16 protein-coding genes are annotated in these 16,631 nt (G+C 44.4%); 5 read left to right on the forward strand and 11 right to left on the reverse strand.

What is annotated here, in order from left to right:
- The first annotated feature begins 103 nt into the window (after positions 1-103).
- On the forward strand, positions 104-643 hold the full coding sequence (locus HFA01_RS09530) for an S-Ena type endospore appendage (RefSeq protein ID WP_146815597.1): 540 nt from the start codon (positions 104-106) through the stop codon (positions 641-643).
- Positions 644-821: 178 nt separating this feature from the next.
- Positions 822-1,460 carry an S-Ena type endospore appendage gene (locus HFA01_RS09535; protein ID WP_146815599.1) on the forward strand — a complete coding sequence of 213 codons (639 nt, stop codon included), beginning with the start codon at positions 822-824 and terminating at the stop codon, positions 1,458-1,460.
- A gap of 412 nt (positions 1,461-1,872) precedes the next feature.
- On the opposite strand, the gene HFA01_RS09540 is transcribed toward HFA01_RS09535, so the two are convergent.
- From HFA01_RS09540 to HFA01_RS09565, 6 genes are all read right to left on the reverse strand, one after another.
- Positions 1,873-2,721 (reverse strand): amidohydrolase family protein, encoded by an 849-nt coding sequence (locus HFA01_RS09540; RefSeq protein WP_146815601.1) that lies wholly within the window; start codon positions 2,719-2,721, stop codon positions 1,873-1,875.
- A 4-nt stretch (positions 2,722-2,725) separates the two neighbouring features.
- Positions 2,726-5,803, reverse strand: a complete 3,078-nt coding sequence (locus tag HFA01_RS09545; RefSeq protein ID WP_146815603.1) for a GNAT family N-acetyltransferase — start codon at positions 5,801-5,803, stop codon at positions 2,726-2,728.
- Positions 5,804-6,060: 257 nt separating this feature from the next.
- Complete coding sequence (locus tag HFA01_RS09550; RefSeq protein WP_146815605.1) at positions 6,061-6,798, reverse strand: amino acid ABC transporter ATP-binding protein; 738 nt, start codon at positions 6,796-6,798, stop codon at positions 6,061-6,063.
- Positions 6,799-6,807: 9 nt separating this feature from the next.
- On the reverse strand, positions 6,808-7,506 hold the full coding sequence (locus tag HFA01_RS09555) for an amino acid ABC transporter permease (protein ID WP_146815607.1): 699 nt from the start codon (positions 7,504-7,506) through the stop codon (positions 6,808-6,810).
- Complete coding sequence (locus tag HFA01_RS09560) at positions 7,493-8,320, reverse strand: amino acid ABC transporter substrate-binding protein (RefSeq protein ID WP_146815609.1); 828 nt, start codon at positions 8,318-8,320, stop codon at positions 7,493-7,495. Before HFA01_RS09560 ends, HFA01_RS09555 begins: the two co-directional genes overlap by 14 nt.
- A gap of 122 nt (positions 8,321-8,442) precedes the next feature.
- Positions 8,443-9,429: a DUF3231 family protein gene (locus HFA01_RS09565; RefSeq protein WP_146815611.1), complete on the reverse strand. Its 987-nt coding sequence runs from the start codon at positions 9,427-9,429 to the stop codon at positions 8,443-8,445.
- A 169-nt stretch (positions 9,430-9,598) separates the two neighbouring features.
- Between HFA01_RS09565 and HFA01_RS18900 the strand changes: the two genes are divergently transcribed.
- Positions 9,599-9,772, forward strand: coding sequence for a hypothetical protein (locus HFA01_RS18900; protein ID WP_167506217.1), 174 nt, complete (start codon positions 9,599-9,601; stop codon positions 9,770-9,772).
- A 121-nt stretch (positions 9,773-9,893) separates the two neighbouring features.
- Here the strand turns inward: HFA01_RS18900 and HFA01_RS18905 are convergent, their stop codons facing one another.
- The 5 genes from HFA01_RS18905 to HFA01_RS09585 form a co-directional block, all read right to left on the reverse strand.
- A complete protein-coding gene (locus HFA01_RS18905; protein ID WP_167506218.1) occupies positions 9,894-10,037 on the reverse strand; it encodes a hypothetical protein in 144 nt (47 codons plus the stop codon).
- Between the two features lie 42 nt (positions 10,038-10,079).
- Complete coding sequence (locus tag HFA01_RS09570; RefSeq protein ID WP_146815614.1) at positions 10,080-10,544, reverse strand: divergent PAP2 family protein; 465 nt, start codon at positions 10,542-10,544, stop codon at positions 10,080-10,082.
- 159 nt (positions 10,545-10,703) lie between these two features.
- Complete coding sequence (locus HFA01_RS09575; protein WP_146815616.1) at positions 10,704-11,132, reverse strand: cell wall hydrolase; 429 nt, start codon at positions 11,130-11,132, stop codon at positions 10,704-10,706.
- Between the two features lie 71 nt (positions 11,133-11,203).
- Positions 11,204-11,899: a phosphatase PAP2 family protein gene (locus tag HFA01_RS09580; RefSeq protein WP_146815618.1), complete on the reverse strand. Its 696-nt coding sequence runs from the start codon at positions 11,897-11,899 to the stop codon at positions 11,204-11,206.
- 256 nt (positions 11,900-12,155) lie between these two features.
- Positions 12,156-13,211, reverse strand: coding sequence for a M14 family zinc carboxypeptidase (locus HFA01_RS09585; protein WP_146815620.1), 1,056 nt, complete (start codon positions 13,209-13,211; stop codon positions 12,156-12,158).
- A gap of 440 nt (positions 13,212-13,651) precedes the next feature.
- Between HFA01_RS09585 and HFA01_RS09590 the strand changes: the two genes are divergently transcribed.
- The gene (locus tag HFA01_RS09590; RefSeq protein ID WP_146815622.1) at positions 13,652-14,710 is read left to right on the forward strand and encodes an SDR family oxidoreductase; all 1,059 of its coding nucleotides are present in this window, start codon (positions 13,652-13,654) and stop codon (positions 14,708-14,710) included.
- A 123-nt stretch (positions 14,711-14,833) separates the two neighbouring features.
- Positions 14,834-16,618 carry a S9 family peptidase gene (locus HFA01_RS09595; RefSeq protein ID WP_146815625.1) on the forward strand — a complete coding sequence of 595 codons (1,785 nt, stop codon included), beginning with the start codon at positions 14,834-14,836 and terminating at the stop codon, positions 16,616-16,618.
- The last annotated feature ends 13 nt before the right edge of the window (positions 16,619-16,631 follow it).

Below are 16,631 nucleotides of genomic sequence, written 5' to 3' on the forward strand. Positions count from 1 at the left end.
AAAACAAGACAATTGGATGTTTGTATTGGTTAATCAGCCTGTACTGTCGACTGTGAAAAGCATAGATTAATAAGGAAAAAGCTTTTTTGAGGGGGAAAATAAGGTGATTAATTATCAGGAAGGGAAGCATTATGATTGCATGGGCAAATGCTCTTGCACAAATAGAAAGGAAGATAAGGAAGGTATGAAACACCATCAGTATGATAAATGTAAAATGCCTACTAAAGATTTATTTGACGACAGATGTCCTGATAAAGTAAAAGGGTTTAATTTGTGTAATAAGAGAAATGAATTAAGGTGCTTCAAGCAATGTCAACCCATTTCACAGCCATGCGGTACTACTGATGCTGAGTTGGAATTTTTCAACTATTTCACTAACCGAACAAACTTTAATTTCAGTGGATTAGTGGTTGTAAAGAATACAGGCGGCTGCTCTATGGTTGTTGAAGTTACAGACAGAGTTGGAATGGGTAGTGAAGTTGCCACAGTAAATCCAGGTGCCTCAATTCCAATATTTGTAGAAGGATTGGTTTCTCTGGATATTGCTTGTAACCCGAGTGAGGAAGAGCTTCTTGTATCACCAACTTGTGATGGAGAAATTATCTTTGATTTGGAATACTGTGCTACCAAAACCTGTTTATAAGCAAAAAAAACACCCGAAAATCCCTGTCGCCTGACTGGGATTTTTTGTTTGTTAATGGGCGCAATAGTACAAACACCTAAGAAATGGGCGTTTGTACTGAGTCATCCGCCTTTGCCCTCCTGAGCATACTACATATCCTGATATTAGCTATGATGAGATTTAGGTAGGAGGCATTTGTATGTCCAAAAAAGATTCTTATGGATATAAGGGGTTCAAACAATGCGATATATGCCAAAAAAAGAATGATCCCTCCAGAGTGTTCACTAATCGAGTGGAAGCAGATGGAATATCCCAACGCGTTTTTAAATTTCATGATAAAGAAGACTGTGACCATGATTATTATGATGATGAGTGTGAAAGTGAAGAGTTTTGTGGATGTTATTGTGAACCATGTCATAAGCCCTGCCCCGATAAAGTGAAAGGTTTTGATTTCTGCAAAAAAAAAGAGGAAATCAAATGCTTTAAACATTGTGCACCGATTTCACAACCCTGTGATTGTTGTAAATATAATTATTTTACCAGCAGGGCCAATTTGGACTTTAGCGGCTTAATTGTTGTAAAGAATACATCTAACCTAACCAGCAATTGTTCCATGAAAGTGTGCTTGACGGACAGCTGTGGTACAGCAGGAGTAGCTACGGTGAATCCCGGCTCATCCGTTTCTCTCTTTGTCGAAGGCTTAAGTTCGCTTGATATCTCCTGCTTTAAGCATGCCTCAGAAACTACAGATAAAGGACTTTGCGTGGGAGAAGTCATCTTTGACCTTGAATATTGTACGATCCAATATACTTCAGACCATGATTGCAGCGATTTTTAACCGTTTGAAAATTGTTTATCACCCAAGATTGAAACCGAAGATAAAGGTTAACTTCCCCCTCCTTCAATGGACGACGTCTTATCGATGGGATCGACTGAACGAATTCACGAGGCTTATTAAAGAAACACCTTTAAAATGGAAGTCAACCAAACTTCTTTCACTTGGAGGTGTTTTTCTCATTAATGAAAAGTTCATGATCCACAAGATATTAAGGAGGAAGTAGTTCTGTGAGAAAAACAGCCGTTATAAAAGAGCAGATTCATTTCCTATTAGAAAAAGACTAAGACGCTGTGTACAAAACATAATTTGGAAAGTTACTGAAAAAGGTCTCTTAGAAAACGACCTCCCTTCCTCCATTATTAGTCACCCAAAGCTTTTCCTCATTCCTTGCACACCCAGAAAAGGTCCGCCCTTATACAAGCTTTTCTATCTTTTGAAAAACACGGCAGGCATTTTCATAAAAAACACCCTCCACATGCTTCGAAGGAATAAAGTCACCGATAAAGTCGGCGTAATCCTTGATTGGGACGAGCGGCCAATCAGAACCAAAGAGCAACTTCTCGTAATGATCGCAATAGGTCAACGCATGGCGGACATGGTCGAAGTGATTGTCAACGAGCCTTGCATCCAGTTCTTTTTTCGTTCCGACGAGCCATCCGGACAAGTCAGCAAACATGTTTCTGTTTTTATAAACGACTTCCGCGCCTGTCAGCACCCAAGGGTCCCCTAGGTGCGCCATGACGAAGTTGACGTCCCTCCTCGCAACTGCGACTTCGTCCAATGTCAGCGGATGGGAGTACTTTAACAACCCACGTTCCGAATACGTATCTCCGGTGTGAAAAACAACTGGAACCTCGTAGGCAGCTGCAAGATCATAGACTGGCTGATAGATGTCATCATAGGCGTAGAAAGGATAGTAACCAAGATAGATTTTCACACCAACGGTCTCAGGCTTTCGAAGTTCTGTTTCTAATCGATCCAGTGCATCCTGACCCAAGCAGAAAGGGTTAATGCCCGGACAAACGCCTACTCTTGGTAGTTGAATTTCATCCAGATCAAGCCCCATGGGAGTCTGTACGTGGCGATCTGGAAAGCCTTCGCTGCCTTCGGTCACACCCATTCCAATGGCAAAAGCAACGTCACCATCATCCATCTCTTTCTGCAGCCCTTCTTTTGTATAAACGACACGGGACAAGTCCTGTCCCGTATCTTTGAAACTTTGGATACTGGAGAAGTGGATATGGGCATCAATGATTTTCATTTTACTACTTCCCCTTGAAAGAAATCCGGTGGAAAGGATGATGCTTCCACGGTTCCTCATGTTCACCGATGATAAAGAATGTGGGCTCAACAACCGCTACCTTTTGTGAGGAAGCGGACCATTCATGAACAGATGCGGCGAGAAAAACGTCCTGATTCATATACATTTCTGAAAGCTTCCGCGTCTCGGGGTGAACCATCATCAGGTGATCACTTCTTTCATCCGAACCAATGACAACAGAAGGGCCGGATTCCAGCTCATACTCTTCCACTCCAGCATAATACGTATGGAAAACCCCTTCTGTCGGAACCCGAGCAAAGCATGAGGATAGGTTTTCATCCGGTTTCAAAAAGGCTTCCAGCGTTATGTTCTCAGCAGCAAAGGTACGAGGAGCCCCCTGCTCAATTTCTGCATAGACCGCTACCACTGGAACTTCAGGCAATGTCAAAGCGTATTGTTTCAAGGTCAAGCCTTTCATCTTTTCATGTTCATGGAAGGTTGTAGCCATGCAAATACCCGTCCAGTCATTACCGTCCTGATCTTCCTTCGTGATGGATTCCACTTTCGTTTCTTCTTTCATCATCGAAAAAGGACTCACACCGTCCAGGACATAACGCAGCCCTCCGCCCCATGGATTCCACCAGCTCCTCGGACCTGCCTCTGGATATTGGTGATGTAAGAATTCGCGCCCTTGATGAAATAGAGAATAGAACCCAGGAAAATAAGAAGTAGAGGCTGTAAACGTCAGTGTTCCGTTATCGACCATCCATCGATCCTCTTTTTGGCTGACATTCACCTTCTGATCTCCTTGGACAAGCTGATAAGATAAGAAATCAGCGTTTCTTCCTTCAGAACGGAAGGTGCCGAACAAAGCAGCGAATCCTGGTCGCTCATGGATGATCGGTACATCGATCGCGGTCACACCGTCCTCCCGTTTCGCTTCTTTCCTATAGGAATTCCCGTCATTTTCAACGGTCAACTCCCCATACAAATAAGGAGTCAGTAAAGAACGGAAGGAATGTGTCACTTCTTGTCCTGCTTTTGAAACAAGCCCTTCTTTCGGTACCATCTCAAACACAGGCTTTTCCGGAAGGAACTCTCCTTCCCCTATAATCAGCTCCCGCCACTCCGACCAGTGAGAAGCAACATTCACACCGATTTGGATTGGTCCATGACAGTTTTTACTCCCTGAAGAAAGCCGGTCAAGTTTGTACTCAAAAGCAAATCGCCAATCATCTTTTCTTCCAGTTGCCTCTTCAGGCCAGGCGATTCCGAATGTATCCCCCGCTCGGTTCGTTGTATAAAGCCATCGTTCAGAAAGGTCTTTCTCTCGTAAATACTCCGTGTAAGGGATCAATGCTTCCGTGCCAATGACCACGCCGTCTCTTTCCGGAAGGGCCAGAGCTTTGTACTTCGGAAAAACAGGTTGCAGCAAATGAAGGTTTTCGTAATCCTTCTCCCCGTTATTGATCAGCTCGTGATGGATTTCGACCAGCCCGTCGCCATAGATTTTGTAGTAACTGTTCAGCAAAATTCCCGGAAAGGACTCAGACTCAAGAGATGTTTTCATTACAAAAGCTTCAGCCAGTTCGATATACTCAACTGCCGTTGCCATCTTTTTAGAAAACTCTTCACTGAAAGGGTGACCAATCTTTGGAGTCAAAAGGAGGAGCGGATCTTCTTTCGACCTGACTGATCCTACAGACACCATCTGGTTTCTTTTTTCAACCTTCACAAAATACGGACCGTTATAACCGTACCAGTCCGTGTCGGTATCTCCTCCGAATTTCCCGCCGAACCCCGGGAATGCAAGCCCGATCTTTGTACGGAAGGAAAAAGCATGGCCATCCTCTGTACGTCCATCCACTTCCACTACCTCATTCAAAAAGCCATTCTTCAACAATTCCACAGATACCGGTATAGTCGTGCGCCCCTTGCCTTCTACCTCGACATTCACCGATGAATCCGCCCATTGGAGGACTTTTTGATGAGGCAACTTGATCGTCAAAACAGCTCTTGCTTCCATACGGCTTTCCACATCCAAATAGAGCGTTCCTTTTTGTTTCGGACGCCAATGTCTCTGAACCGTACGAACATCCACCTTCCCTGCCTGGAGAGGAAAAACGCCCGTTCTCAATGGGATGCGTTCGCCATTGATCATGAGGTCCGCTCCGATGACGGGGTGGGTTTTCCATGGGCTTGGTTCTTGGTCCGGGACTTGAACTTGGACACTGGATGAAGTACTCCAATGAGACTTCACAATGGCCTCTTCATCCAAATTTTCTCTTACAAGGGTTGAAGTCTTCCCAAACAAAGACATTTCCAGTGGTTCGCTCGTATAGTTCTCCACCCGATAGGTCACAGGGTAATCTTTATTTTCTAATAGCTTAAAATCAGGCACATCCATTTCTACCCGCCAGTCATTCGTTTCAATGAGCGTGACGCCACGACCGGTGCGTTCAAACTGGACCCTCACAAACTCCTCTCCGTCTTCCCACCGATATTCATAAAAGGTGAACCCTCTATCCCTCGTTCCATCAGGCTTGATTTCCAAAGGGCGTACGCTCGTCGAGTACCAGTCATGCTTCTCAAAAAATGGTTTCAATGCTTCGATTTGCAGGACTTGCGGCATGAAGTTCATGAGGTGAGTCGCATCATCCCGGTCCTCCCAAAAGAAGCCGCATTTTTTATAAAGCGGTACCGCTTTCGTATTTCCCGGCCACGTAAAAAGATCAAGCCGTGGCCAACCATATTCGACCGTCTTATCTATGGCTTGAAGCAGCAATCTCTTCCCAATCTTCAACCCTTGATACCCTGGATGCACATTTAACAAGGGGATATAAAGGGCACCTGTATCTTCTTTATATTCCGAAAGTCCACAATACCCGACAACTTCACCCTCTACTACAGCAAGGAACAAATGAAGGTTTGTAGATTTCGCTTCCTTTTCTATGACGTCCTCAGCCGTCGTTACAACAGCATCACCGCCCCAGTTATCACGGCTCTCATTCCACATTTTCGCAACGGATGCTGCATACTTGTCTTCATACTCTACAATGCTCACACGCTCTAAAGTTTTCATAGCATTTCCTCCAACGTATGTAATGGAAAATACTTGCTCACTCACAGTTTATGAGTTTATGGCTGGGAAGTAAAGAATATTCAAACAAATCTATGTCCTGTAACGACCTGACTCTTGGTAATAAAACCCTAGCTCCTGGAAGTAGCGACTTAACGATCAACCATAACGCCCTATTTCTATTACCAATAACGACCTAATGCTGAAAAGTGATGCCCTGACTCGGCACATAAAAAAAAGCCAGGCAGAATCGCCTGACTTTACTTTCGTATCCGGTTCAAGAACTGCTGCGTACGGGGTTCTTTCGTCTGTTGGAAAATTTGCTCCGGGGTCCCCTGTTCGACAACTTTCCCTCGGTCCATAAAGATGACCCGGTCGGCCACTTCTTCCGCAAAGCTCATTTCATGGGTAACGACAACCATGGTCATTCCTTCTTGCGCGAGCTCTTTCATGACATCAAGAACATCACCGACAAGCTCAGGATCAAGAGCCGAGGTCGGCTCATCAAATAGAATGACTTCCACTCCAGTAGCCAGTGCACGAGCAATGCCCACACGCTGTTGCTGACCGCCAGAGAGTTGATGCGGATAAGCATCAAGCTTCTCACCAAGTCCGACCTTCGTTAAGATCTCCGTCGCCCGTTCGCGCGCTTTCGCTTTAGATACCTTTTGAACAGTCACAGGCCCTTCCATCACATTTTCGAGTGCGGTGAAATGTGGGAAAAGGTTATGGTTCTGAAAGACCATCCCGGTTTGTTTTCTGAATTCGACGACCTGTTTTTTCTTCGAGGGCTTAGAAAAATCCATCGACTGCTTTCCAATCGTGATCTCTCCTTCTTCCGGTGTCTCCAGAATGTTCAAAGAACGGAGCAGCGTCGTTTTCCCAGAACCTGAGGGTCCGATGACAACCACCACTTCTCCGCGGTCGACATCCATATTGATATTCTTCAGTACGTGCAAATCTCCAAAAGATTTGTTGAGGTCCTTGACGGTAATCATAGCTGCCTCCTATTTTGCGACATATTGATCCAACCTGTTCTCTACACGATCCTGTACAAAAGAAAGCCCGATACAAATGATCCAGTAGATCACGGCTGCTTCGGTATAAACGAGTAGAAAATGATAGTTTGTTGCTGCGATTTCCTGTGCTTTTCGGAACATTTCTGTGTACGTAATCGTCGATGCCAACGAGGTATCTTTGATTAAGCCGATAAACGAGTTCGACAATGGCGGAATCGATACTCTCGTTGCTTGGGGCAGAACGACACGTCGCAGGGCCTGAAGATTTGTCATTCCAATCGAGTGAGAAGCTTCCCACTGCCCTTTAGGTATCGACAAAATGGCCGCACGAATAATCTCAGAATTGTAAGCTCCCATATTCAAGGAAAAACCGATGATGGCAGAATACAACGGGTTAATGGTCACTCCCACTGAAGGAAGCCCGAAAAAGATGATGAATAATTGCACAAGTAAAGGTGTCCCGCGAATGATTGACACATAGGCACGCGCCATCCACTGGAGCACTTTCATGTTTGAAAGCCTCATCAGCGCAGTAATGACAGCCAAAACTAATCCGATGGCAAATGTAATCAGCGTCAGTGGAATGGTATAGTAGAAAGCCCCTTTCACCAAAGGGAGAAAAGAGCTCACAATAATATCGATATACTTTTCCATTTCAGGGTCTGTAAAGATGTTACTTAGATACATCTTCACCAAACCATTTCTCGGAAATCTCAAGGTATGTGCCGTCGTCTTTCATTTCTTGAAGGGCTTCATTGACGGCTTTTACAAGATCTTCATTGCCTTGACGGAATAGCAGGCCACTTTGAGAAGCATCATCTTGACGGGCTGCGATTTTTACAGGGGCATCCTCACGGTTGTTCAAATAATCAAGCACAGACAAACGGTCGTTGACTGTCGCTTCCACTCGTTTTGTAGCAAGAAGCTGCATGGACTCATTGAATCCTTCCACACTTGTAATTTCTGCTCCATTTTCACGGGCAATGTCTGCATAGTTACTAGTCATGGATTGGGCAGCATTGACACCTTCTAGATCTTCAAAGCTTTGAATGGACTCGTTATCTTTATGAGTCACAACCACTGCGGAAGATTGAATATAAGGATCAGAGAAAGAATACTCTTCCTGACGTTCTTCCGTAATCCCAACCTGATTCGCAACCATATCGAAACGTTCAGCATTAAGGCCAGCAAACATGGAATCCCACTTCGTTTCGTTAAATACAGGTTTGACCCCAAGGCGGTCGGCTACCTCACGCGCAATCTCTACGTCAAAACCAGTCAGTTCATCATTTTCATCGTGGAAGGTGTATGGACGATACGTCCCTTCTGTACCAATCACCAATTCTCCACTTTCTTTGATCTGTTCAAGCAAGGTCTGCTCAGAAGATTCGGACTCATTTTCTTCACCAGAAGAAGCCTGACCGTCTTCCTCACTGCTTCCGCAAGCGGCCAGCACCATCGCTATAAAACCTATGGATAAAAGCAAAACGAACTTTTTCATTTTAAAATCCTCCTTAAAACCAAGTAAATTGATATGTTTTATTGACTTTTACGATGTTAACGGATAAAGGGGACGATGTCAATAAAAAAACCTGACGACCCCTCGCCAGGTTTTCCACTCCATCAATGTTTAATGGTTTGTGGCGGTTCTTCCATCCACCCATGCTTAATCATGATTTTAGCGCCTTCATGGGCGTACTCGAATATATCTTTCATAAAGACAGTTAATTTCGTAGGTAAATCATTCCGTAAACTGAACGCCGTTCCTAAAGAATTCCCCCCCAGCGAAAAACTGCAAAACAGACTGACACAATACATCATGATCTTATCCGAAAACGGCGGAATTTTGGAACTCGTGATATTCCCCCCGGCAGTTGATGGGATTTGTATGTCGTTTTGCAAGAAGACTTCACTCATTTCCTTGATCAGGCCTTTCGCTAGTTCTCCTCCCTTATAAAAATAATCGCTGGCATCTTTATGGGTAGCGCTTTGAGCGAATCCATAAATCATCTGCATTCCCGTAATATTTGACTCAATGGAATGGTGGATGTGAGCAATTTCAACGGTATTTAATGCCCGCTTTCCTTTTAAAGGGTTGAACATCCCTAAATAATTCATCCCTTTCGCATGCTCCACCTGTTTTTGGACCGCCACGTAAGGAGCTCTCGGAAGATAGCCTTTGCTCAATAAAAATTGCGTACAATCGTCATAGCATTTTTGAGTAATCTGGGTCAGTTCCTGATACAGCAACGTGACATCCGGGCGGTACGACATCGTTAAATTCAGTGTGTGCATGCCCATGCTGATTTCTTTCACTAAACGCAAAAACATAATGTCAAAACCATTATCGAAAAGCTTGGGGACCCCTGTATTCACGTCATCCTTGGTAAAACCGTTAGGAACAGGTACATCATCCTGTTCAAACATGGATTCGATTTTGCCGACATATTGTTGAATGGTTGACCTTAAATTCGTCATGATTTGTTTCGCTTCAGAATCGTCCGCTTGTTCGATGAAATATTCAAGCATCGTGAGAATCATCGTCTTCTGCTGATAAGTCATCCACAACGTACCGATTTCGGATGAAGATAAACGAGGGCTTTCTGGCATTTTGAACTCCTCCAATTTGGATTGCATTCAGTTATTCACTGCAATATCCGTGCTTTTTCCTTAGTCTTTTCAAACTGGTGCGTTTCATTCATCAATAAGGATGAAAAGTAAGACATAGGGGAAGGATTCTTGGAGAAAGTAAGAAGGAACCAATAGGAGGAGGATGAAAATGAGTAAAAATAGTGAGAGCAGAAAGAAAAACAACCCAAAAGGCAGAGACCGCGGGTCTGCTAACCAGAAGCTTCAAGCAGCCCTAGAGGGACGCAACAAAGAAGATGACCACTTATCCGCTGCTTATATGAACAACAATACCGCAGCGGTTGATGTAACCGAAGAACAGTAGCTAAGGAAGCTGGTCCTGGATGTAGCTCCTTTAGGATATCTGTCCACACCTTGGCCTGGCATTCATTCCTAGATAAACGTAGAGGCCTGCCCATCACCGGGCAGGCCTTTATTTAGCTTCATTATTTTTGAATGGGTTTGCGAGCGAGGTGTTCTTTAACCTGATTGTAGGAGAGCCCCGACTGTTCATTGCGGCGTTTCACATCACTCACATTCGTTCCAGAGCTTGCAAACACATCTTTTCCAGGATTGTTCGATTGATTCATCCGAATCACCTCCTGGCCTTATTTTTTGCACGATTGGTTTCATTATCCTTCAAGCTTTGCAGAAAAATATCCAAGAGCGGCACCTAACAGAGCTCCGCCCAGCACTTCAATTGGCTGATGACCGAGAAGCTCTTTTAATTCTTTATCACGCTCGACAAATTCCGAACTTGGAAAATCTCCAGAAATCGCAGCAAAGTTATCTTCAAGGTCATTCACCAGTTGAGCGATTTCTCCTGTATGTCTACGAATTCCTTGAGCATCATACATGACGATGACACCGAAGATCGTCGCTAGCGCGGTTTCTGTATGACGCGACCCTTTGTTGGCAGCGATATATGTCGCAAGCGCTGACACTCCAGCCGAGTGGGAACTCGGTTGGCCGCCTGTCGTAGCAATCTGCTTCAAATCCCATTCCCCGGTCACTTTTTTATGAGTGAAAATTTTTAAGGCTTGTGCGATTCCAATTGCCGATAGGGCTGTAATAACCCCTCGATTCATCTTATCCATTATTGACCCTCCAGTTCATGTACATCTATATATGTTCATACCCTCTGTGTTTGGTTTTATTCAGAAGGATCTAAGAAACATAAAAAGCTTATTCCCTTATCAGAAGGATCAAAATAAAAAACTGACAGGCGAAATACAGCCTGTCAGTCTTATTCATGATTAGAATGAATTGTAAATTTCATCACATTCACCCGAGGCGGGCTCATAAAAACAGTGGGATTTGTATCTTCCGACCTGACTCTGCCCATACCACGTCGGCGGGCAGTCTCCGTCCGGCCTGAAGTACCATAAACTGTACTTTGCCGGCCAGCTCCTGTACCCCTTTACGTTCCTCCGTGCCAGACGTCTCTCACTGTCCCGTGCTCTTCGGTAATACAATCCGTGTTGCAACGCTTCAAATGCTTTCGGCTGGTTGATGACCTGAGGCAGGGTATTCACCCCTTTGAAATCCGAACAATTCACCCTAGCCCGATTTACAGCGACAGCACCTACGTGCAGCATGCCCTGCTTCCCTTCTCCAACAGCCTCTGCTCGCAGCAATCGTGCCAACATATCGATATGTTTGCTTGGAGCTTTAATAACAGCCATGTGGTCGCCCCCTTTTTGCTCACTCTTCTATAATCTATTCAAAAAAAGAGAGCGCATGAAAAAAGAAGGGATTAGGACAACATTTGCCTCCTACGTTGATGCCATAGCGTCACTTCAAGAGCAGTAAGACACAGAAGAAGCCAGGCTAAACCAAACAAATAACCTGCAACAACATCTGTGAAGAAATGAACCCCTAAATAAACACGGCTGATTCCGATCAAGATTGCGATGAGGGCCAAAACGACATTGATAGTCCACTTCCACTTAGGCTCAAGTTTGCTGATGGCGAAAAGATAAATAATGAAACCATAAAAAACGAGTGCGCCCGATGCATGACCACTTGGAAAACTGGAAGTCGCGCCATGATAATCGCCTTTGAACGTTGGTCGGTCGCGGCTAGAGAAAGACTTCAATCCTGCCGTGAGCCCACTGACTCCTCCCATCGCGAGAATGAAATAAACACCTACCCAGCGACTGAATGGCGAAAAGAACAACAAATAGACAACAAGAATTAAGGAAACAATCACCATAAAAATAACAGATCCTGCCTTAGAAATCCCCTTGGCCAATGGCTCCGCTCCACCAAACGCAGTCGCCCGCACAAGATCGAAAGCCTGCTGGTCGATCGCGAACTTCTCTTTCTGCAATATGCTGTTGGTCAAATCAATGAAATAATAAATGCTGATTCCAAGTGAAAGGAATCCAACCAGAATAAGTAATACAGATGTAATGGATAGATCTGATAATTTCGTTCCAGAAAAGAGCATACCTTCTTCACCTACTTTTTCGTTCGTGATAATCCATTCCCTTGCCTGCTGAAAATAAACGGCTCATCATTAAATTTCTTTCATGATCGGCATAGCGGTGGCTGGAAAGGTTGGTTCGCGCGCTGAAGGGCTCGGTTCGCACGCTGGAAGACTGGTTCGCGCACTAGAACCCTGGATCGCCCACTGGAAGTCAAAGTCACACTCTTAATTTACAGGATAAAAAAAGGAACTTCCTAAATAGGAAGCTCCCTTCACATTATTCTCCATCGTAGTTGCTTTCCGGCAGTGTATCCCAAAAGGATGGGTCTGCCGATTCCAGTGAACCATCCGCTAAAGCATTTAGTGTCGCTTTCATAGCTGTGACCGCTTGCTGAATCAGATATCCATTGCTCTTTTGACCAAGGACATAGTCTTCACGGTAGTGATCGGCCATGCCTCGCATTTCGAATAGCAGGGTAGAGATCCCATATTCGGCAGCCAGGCCATTACGGCTGATCGTTTGTGCCGTTCCACCAGGATACTTGGAAAGAAGACCATACCCTTTGGATTCAACAGCGTCATAAACAACAGCACCCAATTTTTTTGACTGTTCACGAACAGTTTCATCCACTTCTCCATTAGTAGGATACAAAATAGATCCAGATACGAGTTCACCCGTATCGCCAAGCGTCACTTGTGTGCCCTGGTGATGCAAGTCAATCATATAATCAGGATAGTATTTTTGCAGCACTTCTTCATGTAAAGCCTTCGTTTCAGGCTGGTTGCGGTCCACGTGGTCACGGTTCAAGTCCACCTCATTTGCATTGTATCGGGTATGCGTACCGGAAACATAATCATCCAAGGAGAAATTCACATCCCCTTCCGCTCCATCCACATTCAATCTTGGAGCAATGAGAACATTTACATTTTCAATAATGTTTTCTACGCTCTTACCATTAGAGGTCAAATACTTGATGACTTCCAACGCTCCTTCTGTGGTCAGCGTTTCATTCCCATGCTGCTGGGTGAGGAAAAGGACAGTCGGCTTGTCTTCATCCATGGTCCCGAACTTCGCTAAATATAAATCTCTTCCCTTAACGGATTGTCCATAGACTTCAAGCTCAAGGGCTTCTGAACGCTGGTCCAGCTTATGTAAGAAATCAGTCATCTCTTCATAAGAATGCAGGCGTTCATTTTTTATGGTTTCATTACCGTTGTAATTCGGTCCATTCGGTCCGTTCTGTCCAGCCAAAACGGTGCCACTTCCTGGAATCAATCCACCTGTTGTCAAAAGCGCTCCCGTTACTGCTACTGTTAATAGTTTCTTTTTCATCAAATTCCTCCCATTTTGTAGGTTATTTACCAAATACTTCATTCTTTCAGCAAAAACCTGCACGAGGAGACAAAATGAACAAAAGTGACTAACTGTTTTTACAATGAAGTCCCAAATGTATACATTCCGAACTAGGACCTCTCACCTCTTTCAAATAAAAAAAGAATCAGACTCGTCCGGTAAGACGCCCGATCTTTTACTTATTATTTATAGCGAATACCATTCACTTACTATAGAGGTTACATGGAATAACGACCAATGGGCTGTTTCCAATCTTTTCTCATGCTTTTTTCACAACATTCCGTTTGCTATATGTTATCCTTGTATGCACTATGAATGATAGTAAGAGCGGTCCATGGTTATAGATTTGGAAATCTTTCTTCTATTATGAACGACAAGGTTCTATATAGACTGATGAATGAGACATCGGAGGAGCTAACATGAATATTTTGATTACAGGAGCTACAGGTTTTTTGGGAAAACAACTAGCATTGAAACTGCTGAAAGAGGGACATAACGTCTATGCCTTAGTAAGAAGTCTGCGGAAAGCGGAAAACCTCAAGGATGAAGTTCCGTCACACGCCAAGGGAAACCTTCACATCATCGAAGGCGATCTATCTCTTAAAAATGCGGGAGTCAGTGAAAAACAACTCCAAGATTTGAGTGAGAAGATTGACACGGTTTACCATAGCGCAGCCTTCCTATCTTTTGATGAAAATGAACGGGAGAAAACTTTCAAAGTCAATGTGGATGGAACAAAAAATGTTCTTCATCTGGCGAAGGAAATAGATGCCGCAAACTTTTATTATGTAAGTACCGCATACACGCTCGGAATGAAACGTCATGCCTCTGAGCAGTTACACGAAAAAGAGCAGACGTTTGTGAATGCCTATGAAGAAAGTAAGTGTCACGCCGAACACCTTGTACTAAGCTATGATCATGCGTTAAATATAAAAATCTTCCGCCCATCCATCATTATTGGAGATTCGAAAACCGGGGAAGCAGACACAAGTTTTGCCTTGTATGGAGTCATTCGCGGCCTTGAGATTCTTAAGAAACGCACGGAGCGGAAAAAGGAACTACAAAACCAAACGTTTAAGTTTCTATGCACAGGTGAGACGAGTCAAAACTTTGTCCCTGTCGACTATGTGGTAGATGTACTGATCGCAGCCCTGAAAAGAGATCATCCGAAAACCATTTATCACATTACGAACCCTCATCCGCCCACCAACCGTCTGTTATTTGAAATGATTAAGGAGAAACTGGACTTTCCGAATATCGAAATGGTTCCGTCTGATTACGATGGGGAACTGACGAAAGAAGAACAAGTGTTCAATGCTCCGATGAGTGTTTTCCGTCCGTATTGGAATAAAAACATTCGTTTCGACGACACGAACACACAAGAACTACTTGATAAGAATGGCATGTATCATTTGAATATGGACAAGGAAATGATTGAGCGGATTCTTTATGGAAACAGAGCGCCAGTTAAACCATAATACCCAAAATAACCGAAGAAGCACTTGCTTCTCTTCGGTTATTTTTTTATAAGAAAAAGGGATATCCAGGAAATGAGCGAATGGTATAAATAGTACATGACAAAAGACCAGGAGGAATCAATCATGTTAAACTTCCCGCAACCCGATGTGGAACAATTCTTTCAAACCTATGGCATAGAAACGTTTGCTTTAAGTCCGGATGAATCCCAGCTTGTGTTCAGTACAAATTTGAATGGCAAGTACAATCTATGGGCGATGGATCTGCCGAATACTTTTCCCTATCCACTAACGTTCCATAATCAAAGCTGTGAGCACCTTACCTACGATCCTAAAGGTGAATTCGTCCTTGCCGTTGTAGATGAAGATGGTGATGAAAATGGCCAGATTTATGCCGTCCCGCCTCAAGGGGGAACCCTTCAACCTGTGAGGAAAGAAGAAGGCGCCCGTCACATCCACCCCTTTTTGTCAAAAGACGGAAAGAAACTTTACTATACGTCCACCAAAGATGATGCAACGTTCATGAAAGGCTATCGCTACAACTTGGAAACCAAAGAGGAAGAAGTGATTGTCCACGGGGAAGAGGCCATGACGATTCTCGGCGACAAAAGCCCGGAGGAGAAGAGCTTCCTTTATATGAAAGCTTTTGCGAATACATACCAATTGGTTTACGTAAGAAACAAAGAGGAAGACGTGCTTCTGACTCCTTCTCCGGATCCACAGCACACCGTGTCCGATGCGGTTTTCGTATCAGAACATGAAATTTATTTACTCACCAATTATGAGAGCGACTTTTCCTACCTCGCCCGCTTCGACCTTGAAACGGAAACTTTTGAAAAAGTCGTCCAAGTTGAGACAGAGGAATTTAAGCAGATGAAGTATGATCAAACGACGAATTCGTTGTATATCATCAGCGAGAAAGGCGTACGCGACCATCTCTATCAATATAAGATCGAAGATGCGCATCTAGAAGAGTTGGACTCTCCTGTCAGCGTCATCGATCAGTTAGTGATTGCCGAGTCTGGCCGTGTGTACCTTCTCGGAGACTCTGCGACTGTACCTGCTAATCTGTACAAACAGACGGAAGAAGGTTGGGAACCGTTGACGAAGTACGGCGTCCCCGGCGTGAAAGAAGAGCATTTAATCGCTCCTTCCCATGTCACCTATGAATCTTTTGATGGGTTGGAAATTGAAGCCTTGCTGTACCGACCGAAGCCGGAAAAGGATAACGGTCATATGATTCTCTGGCCGCACGGAGGACCACAATTCGCAGAGCGCGACTCCTTCCGTTCTCTCTTCCTTTTCCTCGTCCATGAAGGATACAGCCTTTTCGCACCGAACTTCCGGGGTTCGACCGGTTATGGACAGACATTCACAAAAATGGTTGAGGGCGACTGGGGACATGCACCAAGACTTGATAACATCGCAGGGATCGAATGGTTGATCGATCAGGGTTACGCAAAAAAAGATAACATTCTGTTGATGGGTGGCAGCTACGGCGGTTACATGGCGCTCCTGCTTCATGGCAGACATTCGGAATACTTCAAGGCGGTCGTCGATATCTTCGGCCCCTGCAACCTGTTCAGCTTTATTGACTCTGTCCCTGAGCACTGGAAACCAGTTATGGCCCAGTTTGTCGGTGACCCTGAAAAGGATAAAGAAAAGCTCGAAGAAGATTCTCCGATCAACTACCTCGATTCGATGACAAAGCCGATGCTCGTCATCCAGGGCGCAAAGGACCCTCGCGTAGTCAAAGCGGAATCCGATCAAGTCGTTGAGGCTTTAAAAGAGAAAGGTAGAGATATAGAATATATTGTCCTGGAAGATGAAGGACATGGTTTTTCCAAGAAAGAAAACGAAATGCTCGTGTACAGGAAAGTCCTCGATTTCCTGCAACGGCACACTCAATAAAAACGAAAAAAGA

Origin of the sequence: Halobacillus faecis, assembly GCF_007991335.1 — a bacterium.
GTDB classification, from domain to species: domain Bacteria; phylum Bacillota; class Bacilli; order Bacillales; family Halobacillaceae; genus Halobacillus; species Halobacillus faecis.

What these genes read in the sequence shown, in the direction of transcription:
- HFA01_RS09535 (WP_146815599.1), top strand. Translation starts at nt 822, where the DNA reads ATGTCCAAAAAAGATTCTTATGGATATAAGGGGTTCAAACAATGCGAT.
- HFA01_RS09540 (WP_146815601.1), bottom strand. Translation starts at nt 2,721, where the DNA reads ATGAAAATCATTGATGCCCATATCCACTTCTCCAGTATCCAAAGTTTC.
- HFA01_RS09545 (WP_146815603.1), bottom strand. Translation starts at nt 5,803, where the DNA reads ATGAAAACTTTAGAGCGTGTGAGCATTGTAGAGTATGAAGACAAGTAT.
- HFA01_RS09550 (WP_146815605.1), bottom strand. Translation starts at nt 6,798, where the DNA reads ATGATTACCGTCAAGGACCTCAACAAATCTTTTGGAGATTTGCACGTA.
- HFA01_RS09555 (WP_146815607.1), bottom strand. Translation starts at nt 7,506, where the DNA reads ATGTATCTAAGTAACATCTTTACAGACCCTGAAATGGAAAAGTATATC.
- HFA01_RS09560 (WP_146815609.1), bottom strand. Translation starts at nt 8,320, where the DNA reads ATGAAAAAGTTCGTTTTGCTTTTATCCATAGGTTTTATAGCGATGGTG.
- HFA01_RS09565 (WP_146815611.1), bottom strand. Translation starts at nt 9,429, where the DNA reads ATGCCAGAAAGCCCTCGTTTATCTTCATCCGAAATCGGTACGTTGTGG.
- HFA01_RS18900 (WP_167506217.1), top strand. Translation starts at nt 9,599, where the DNA reads ATGAGTAAAAATAGTGAGAGCAGAAAGAAAAACAACCCAAAAGGCAGA.
- HFA01_RS18905 (WP_167506218.1), bottom strand. Translation starts at nt 10,037, where the DNA reads ATGAATCAATCGAACAATCCTGGAAAAGATGTGTTTGCAAGCTCTGGA.
- HFA01_RS09570 (WP_146815614.1), bottom strand. Translation starts at nt 10,544, where the DNA reads ATGGATAAGATGAATCGAGGGGTTATTACAGCCCTATCGGCAATTGGA.
- HFA01_RS09575 (WP_146815616.1), bottom strand. Translation starts at nt 11,132, where the DNA reads ATGGCTGTTATTAAAGCTCCAAGCAAACATATCGATATGTTGGCACGA.
- HFA01_RS09580 (WP_146815618.1), bottom strand. Translation starts at nt 11,899, where the DNA reads ATGCTCTTTTCTGGAACGAAATTATCAGATCTATCCATTACATCTGTA.
- HFA01_RS09585 (WP_146815620.1), bottom strand. Translation starts at nt 13,211, where the DNA reads ATGAAAAAGAAACTATTAACAGTAGCAGTAACGGGAGCGCTTTTGACA.
- HFA01_RS09590 (WP_146815622.1), top strand. Translation starts at nt 13,652, where the DNA reads ATGAATATTTTGATTACAGGAGCTACAGGTTTTTTGGGAAAACAACTA.
- HFA01_RS09595 (WP_146815625.1), top strand. Translation starts at nt 14,834, where the DNA reads ATGTTAAACTTCCCGCAACCCGATGTGGAACAATTCTTTCAAACCTAT.